Source organism: Endozoicomonas sp., from assembly GCF_051008435.1.
Taxonomy (GTDB): domain Bacteria; phylum Pseudomonadota; class Gammaproteobacteria; order Pseudomonadales; family Endozoicomonadaceae; genus Endozoicomonas_A.
Map to the genome: position 1 here is coordinate 1 of NZ_JBPCXO010000273.1, position 5611 is coordinate 5611.

A 5611-nucleotide genomic window follows, 5' to 3' on the forward strand; every position below is an offset into this window, starting at 1 on the left:
ACGCCAACCCGGAGAAAAACACCAAGGCGAAGAAAGACCGTCGGATCAAGAATGACAATCTCGGTTCTGAGTTTTACACCTTTCTGCTCGCAGCCATGACCAATATGCTCGGTGTTTGCAAAGGCGCGATCTACGTCTGCATGTCGTCGTCTGAGTTAGACACGCTTCAGAAAGCCTTTCGGGAAGCCGGAGGAAAATGGTCCACGTTTATCATTTGGGCCAAAAATACCTTCACGCTGGGCAGAGCAGACTACCAACGTCAATACGAACCTATCCTCTACGGTTGGAAAGACGGCTCACAGCACTTCTGGTGTGGGGCTCGAGATCAGGGTGATGTTTGGTTCTACAGCAAGCCTGCTAAAAACGATCTTCACCCCACTATGAAACCGGTAGAGCTGGTGGAGCGAGCGATTCGCAATTCTTCCAAAACCCGCGACATTGTACTGGATCTGTTTGGCGGCTCTGGCTCCACCCTGATCGCCTGTGAGAAGGCCCACCGCAGTGCGCGGTTGACAGAGCTGGACCCCAAGTATGTGGATGTGATCGTGCGCCGATGGGAGGAGTACACCGGCAAGGAAGCTTATCTTGAATCCAGTAATCTGACCTTTGCCCAGGTCAAGGAAGACCGTGATGGACGATCTCTCAAGGAAACTGGCTCAGATTAACTCCAGGCTCAACAAGCAGAGCGAGGAGCGGATTACTCAACAGGACAGCAATTTTTCACTAACCATCAAATCGTGCCAGCCAGCGTTGAGTGAAGGCTTCGTCGTCTTGCCCAGCCGGGTCATCAAACATGGAGTCTTCAAAAGGTGCTCTTGCCGCTTTCAGAGCCCTTCCAAGAGCAACGTAATCTTCAGGTGGTTGGTTGGGTGCTCCAATCTGAGGCTCATGTCCGGCCTGAAAAACGGTACCGTTACTGTAGGGACAGGACAGAACTTGTGAACCCGCATTGGCTAATATTGCCTCGGTTCCACCTGCTTTGCTTTGAATGCGGTGAGAAATTGCTGTAAGGAAATTAATGGATTTAATTCCATGTCTGCAATGAATACTGGTAGTTGTTAAATTATACGCATCCAGTCCTGGCCACTGCATAGCTGCTTCGCCAAGTACTCCATGGGCCGCTCGACTGCCTGCGACATCGAATGGAATAATAAGACCCAGCCCAGCATAAGCATGTTCAACATGTAGAGCATTACATATAGCGACGAACTGCTTGGAAAAACCTTGTACTCCCATCTGGTTAAGCATTGATGCAGGATAGGATAAAAGTAGATATCCCATATAATGGGGGTTAGTAACACCTCTGGCCAAAGACCCAATGGACCATGGATTAGCAACGCCCTCGTCAGCCCCTCCGGCTTCAAAGTCGAGGGTGATGTCCGTATCCTGCATTTTCGCCAACAGATCCGGATTCGGATTTTCTCCGGGCTTTAAAGTACGATGTCTTTTATCTCCTGCGACCGCATAGAACTGAAGTTGCCCTTTCGCTTGTTGAAGATAGTGATTAATGCATTTCACCAAGGCTTGACGTTTTCCAGGCTCACCTGGTGCACCGAAATAAAAGGTCATGGTCAAACCGATGCAAGCAGCCGGATTTTTGTTTGAGAAATAGGCGACTGGCTTGTTGCTGAGAGTATTGAGATCAAGTTGTGACATACATATTCCTGTAATTCATTTAAGCGACAGATTGAATTGGGTTTTGGCAATTGCAACCTTGTTCCCTATCTTTCTGTGGGCCACCAACTCTGTAAATTGAGTACTTGTTTCGTTTACCAGCAATGACTTCGTAAGCTTCATCTTGATCTTTGTCCCGGCGGTCCTCCCCAAACTTAAACTCCACCACCTGATCAATATTATCGTTAGAGGGCGGTTTGCTGGAATCTGAAACAATCACCAGATCCGGTCGCCGGATATCGCCCCGTCCTGGTCGATAGCCGTCTACTTCTGCAATTCGGCCCTGCCAATAATGGGATGGTTCGGTCGTATCATTGCCCCAGGCATCCCGGTGCATCATGGGCTGTGGTGGCTCGCCGGTCTGGAGGTTCATGTTCCAGGAGAGTTCAGACTTGTAACGGCCCTTCCACTCCAGGGCTTTGTCCGCTGCCTGCAAGACCTGATGAGCGCAACTCTGCTTCAGGTCCTGTTCACTTTGGCCCTTGGCTGGATGATCGTTACAGCAGCACATAATGGTGCACATTACGCTTCGATCCAGAGCACGTTTTTTCTCTTCCGGGTCAGTGGGTACCGTGTTATCGGTGCCCGGAGCAATGGTTTTCTCAACGGATGACGGGTGAGTAGAAGGCAGTTTTCTGGCTTCCTCTTCCTCTTTTTCCTTAAGGGCTTGGGCTTTTGTGATTTCTTCCTGAACCCGCTGCATGATCCTGGCCTGCTCAGGCATAGAAGCGGGCAGACCGTTCAGGGCCATGGAAGCCGCCATGACATGGCCGACGCACTTGTCTTCACACGTGTGAGTCATTGTTGTTGTACTCCCTGCTTTTACTTATTGGCTTGTTCTTGTTTTTTGGTAAACGAGCCTGATCCCACAATGACGATGAGTGAAGGAAATATATCTTTTTATATTCATCGCTGAAAGAGCCGTCTGATCAATTACACTGAATCGCGGCTTGGTCGGAACGATCTCGAATCAATCAGTGTCACCTTCGAACAAAACTGGAAATAACGGCATGGATGATCTCTCAAGGCGACTGGATCAGATTGACTCCAAGCTCGACAAGCTGAGCGATGCGGTGTCTCGCCTGGCCATGATCGAGGAACGGATTACCCACCAGACCAGCAACCTTTCCCGGCAGGATGAACGTCTGGACGAACAGGAGAAACGCGTCAGGAGGCTGGAGTTCCAAGCCAGTCGTCGGGGCGTGATGCTGGGCTATATCGAACGGTTCGGCTGGATTGTGTTGACCGCCGCTATTGGGCTGCTGTCTTACTTTCTTAAAACATAAACTCAGGGGATGAGTCATGGGCAAGCGTAAGGAAACCAATTACATCGTCGTGCATTGCTCGGATACCCGGGCCAACCAACATGTGACCTTTGACGACATCAAACGCTGGCACACCATGGAGCGAGCCTTTTTGGATATTGGTTACCACTGGGTGATTGAACGGGACGGTTCGGTAAAGCAGGGTCGGCCCATGGATGACTGGGGTGCTCATGCCAAAAGCCACAACCACGAGAGTGTGGGCATCTGTCTGATGGGTGGCCTCGATAAGAACAACCAGCCGGAAGATAACTTTAAAAATCAATAGGTTGTCGGCTTTGTCGGGGTCTGTCGGGCTAGAGCGGGGACAGTGAAGGGCAATCAGGGACTATGGCACTCATCTCGCAATCGGAATTCGCTAAACGTCAAGGCTGGAGCCGCCAGTATGTGGCTAAATTAGTCAAATCCGGCAAGATTCGTCTGCACAATGGCAAAGTTGAACCTGATGAGGCCCTTAAAGCGATTCAAGCCCAGGCAGAACCTTCTACGGTCCTGAGAAAGTCTCCGTCACAAGCTGGATCTGTACCGGTTGCTCCCAACGATTCACGGCAGGCTGTCGATTTCGTTACCGCACGCACCATGCGGGAAGCCTTTAGAGCCAAGATGGCGAAGATGGAGTATGAAAAAGAAACCGGAAAATTAACCGATGCCAGCAAGGTTCGTGAGGATGCTTATCGGGCGGGTCGAATGGTAAGAGATGCTTTGTTGGGCATTCCCGATCGGCAGGCGGATGTGCTGGCAGCAGAAACAGACCCTCGCAAAGTACGACAGCTGTTGATGGATGAACTGGAAGCGATTCTCTCGGAGCTAAGCGGCCCATGACTTCTCCGTATCTGGATGGTTTTCTTGCAGGTCTTAAGCCTGATACCCGACTGACGGTATCTGAGTGGGCCGATGAATATCGTATCTTGCCCATGAAAGCGGCCAAAGAAGCGGGGCGCTGGCGTACCGCCCGAACACCCTACCTGAAAGAGATTATGGACTGCTTGTCACCTTCTTCTGAAGTGGAGCGTGTGGCTTTTATGAAAGGTGCTCAGGTGGGAGGAACCGAGTGCGGCAATAATTGGCTGGGCTATGTGATTCATCATACGCCAGGCCCCATGATGTATGTGCTGCCCACTTTGGATATGGCCAAGCGAACCTCCAAGCAGCGTATTGCCCCGATGATCGAAGAAATGCCGATCTTGCGGGAGCGGGTGAAAGACCCACGCTCCCGGGATTCCGGCAATACCCAGATGGTGAAGGAGTTTCCTAATGGGGTGCTGATCATTACTGGGGCCAACTCGGCCACAGGGCTGCGTTCCATGCCTGCCCGGTTTCTGTTTCTGGATGAAGTGGATGCCTATGAAGACGATGTGGACGGAGAGGGCAGTCCCATCAATCTGGCCATTAAACGAACAGCGACGTTTTCCCGTAATCGAAAAGTCCTGATGGTCTCTACGCCCAATATTGCTGAGGCCAGTAAGATAGAGTCGGCGTATCAGGCCAGTGATCAACGACAGTATCAGGTGCCTTGCACACAGTGTGGGCACTTTCAGCCCATAGAGTGGCAGCAAATTCGCTTTGAAAAAAAGGACCCTGAAACAGCCTGCTTTGAGTGCATTCAGTGCCGGCATCACATGCAGGAACACGATAAGCCTCAGTTATTGGAGCATGGACAGTGGGTTCCGTTGAACGAAGAGGCTGACGGTAAATTCCGGGGCTATCACTTGAGTTCACTTTATAGCCCGAATGGTTGGTACAGCTGGAAAGAGGCCGTGGCGGATTTTCTAGCGGCTAAAGACGATCCTGTGTTGCTCAAAGACTGGACTAATACGGTTCTGGGTCAGACCTGGCAGGAAGCGGGAGAAACGGTTGATCACGAGTTACTGTATCAGCGTCGTGAACACTATACCGCCGAAGTGCCCTGGTATGTAGAAGTGCTGACCTGCGGCATCGATGTCCAGGATGATCGGATAGAGTACGAAGTGGTGGGTTGGGGAGCGGCTGAAGAAAGCTGGTCTATTGATTATGTTCGGCTCTATGGCGATCTGAGTCGACCAGAAATCTGGAAGATTCTGGCTGAAAAGCTCCGTACCTCATACCGGCGACAGGATGGCGTCCTGATGAATTTGGCCCAGATCTGTATGGATTCTGGCGGCCACTTTACCGATGAGGTTTATGCCTTCTCCCGTAAACAGGGACCGGATTGGCTGATTCCCATCAAAGGTGCTTCCCAGTCTGGTAAGCCCATCGCCACCTTCCCGAAGACACGCAACAAGAAAGGCGTTTACCTGACTCTGGTGGGCACAGACACGGCCAAAGAGCTCATTTATCAGCGTTACCGAATTTTGGAACCGGGGGCGGGTTACTGCCACTGGCCGGTGAAGGACTGTTTTGATGAAGACTATTTCAAGCAGGCCACGGCAGAAGAGAAAGTCCGCAAATACAAACACGGGGTCGCTTATTTTGAGTGGGATGCTCGCAAGAAACGCAATGAGGCTTTGGACTGTCGAGTCTATGCGTTAACTGCAGTGCGTATCTTGCAGCAACACCGTGGATTGGATCTCGAGCGACTGGCTGAACAGCGGCCAGAGCCGGAAGTCCAGATTGAACAAGAGCAAGCGGAAGCAGCG

General features: G+C 51.3%; 7 protein-coding genes. 5 read left to right on the top strand and 2 right to left on the bottom strand.

Features of this window, described 5'->3' with window-relative positions; genetic code table 11:
* A partial coding sequence (locus ACR2PX_RS13990) for a DNA-methyltransferase (protein ID WP_433999969.1) occupies window positions 1-665 on the top strand: 665 nt, incomplete at its 5' end.
* A 58-nt stretch (window positions 666-723) separates the two neighbouring features.
* Here ACR2PX_RS13990 and ACR2PX_RS13995 read toward each other — a convergent pair.
* Together ACR2PX_RS13995 and ACR2PX_RS14000 are read right to left on the bottom strand one after the other, a co-directional pair.
* Window positions 724-1656, bottom strand: coding sequence for a type VI immunity family protein (locus tag ACR2PX_RS13995; RefSeq protein ID WP_433999970.1), 933 nt, complete (start codon window positions 1654-1656; stop codon window positions 724-726).
* A 19-nt stretch (window positions 1657-1675) separates the two neighbouring features.
* The gene (locus ACR2PX_RS14000; RefSeq protein ID WP_433999971.1) at window positions 1676-2476 is read right to left on the bottom strand and encodes a hypothetical protein; all 801 of its coding nucleotides are present in this window, start codon (window positions 2474-2476) and stop codon (window positions 1676-1678) included.
* Between the two features lie 175 nt (window positions 2477-2651).
* Between ACR2PX_RS14000 and ACR2PX_RS14005 the strand changes: the two genes are divergently transcribed.
* From ACR2PX_RS14005 to ACR2PX_RS14020, 4 genes are all read left to right on the top strand, one after another.
* Complete coding sequence (locus tag ACR2PX_RS14005; RefSeq protein WP_433999972.1) at window positions 2652-2960, top strand: hypothetical protein; 309 nt, start codon at window positions 2652-2654, stop codon at window positions 2958-2960.
* 16 nt (window positions 2961-2976) lie between these two features.
* Window positions 2977-3264, top strand: coding sequence for an N-acetylmuramoyl-L-alanine amidase (locus ACR2PX_RS14010; protein ID WP_433999973.1), 288 nt, complete (start codon window positions 2977-2979; stop codon window positions 3262-3264).
* Window positions 3265-3383: 119 nt separating this feature from the next.
* Complete coding sequence (locus tag ACR2PX_RS14015; protein ID WP_433999974.1) at window positions 3384-3818, top strand: hypothetical protein; 435 nt, start codon at window positions 3384-3386, stop codon at window positions 3816-3818.
* Window positions 3815-5611: phage terminase large subunit family protein (locus tag ACR2PX_RS14020; RefSeq protein ID WP_433999975.1), on the top strand; the 1797-nt coding region annotated here is incomplete at its 3' end. The genes ACR2PX_RS14015 and ACR2PX_RS14020, both read left to right, overlap by 4 nt.

What these genes read in the sequence shown, in the direction of transcription:
- ACR2PX_RS13995 (WP_433999970.1), bottom strand. Translation starts at nt 1,656, where the DNA reads ATGTCACAACTTGATCTCAATACTCTCAGCAACAAGCCAGTCGCCTAT.
- ACR2PX_RS14000 (WP_433999971.1), bottom strand. Translation starts at nt 2,476, where the DNA reads ATGACTCACACGTGTGAAGACAAGTGCGTCGGCCATGTCATGGCGGCT.
- ACR2PX_RS14010 (WP_433999973.1), top strand. Translation starts at nt 2,977, where the DNA reads ATGGGCAAGCGTAAGGAAACCAATTACATCGTCGTGCATTGCTCGGAT.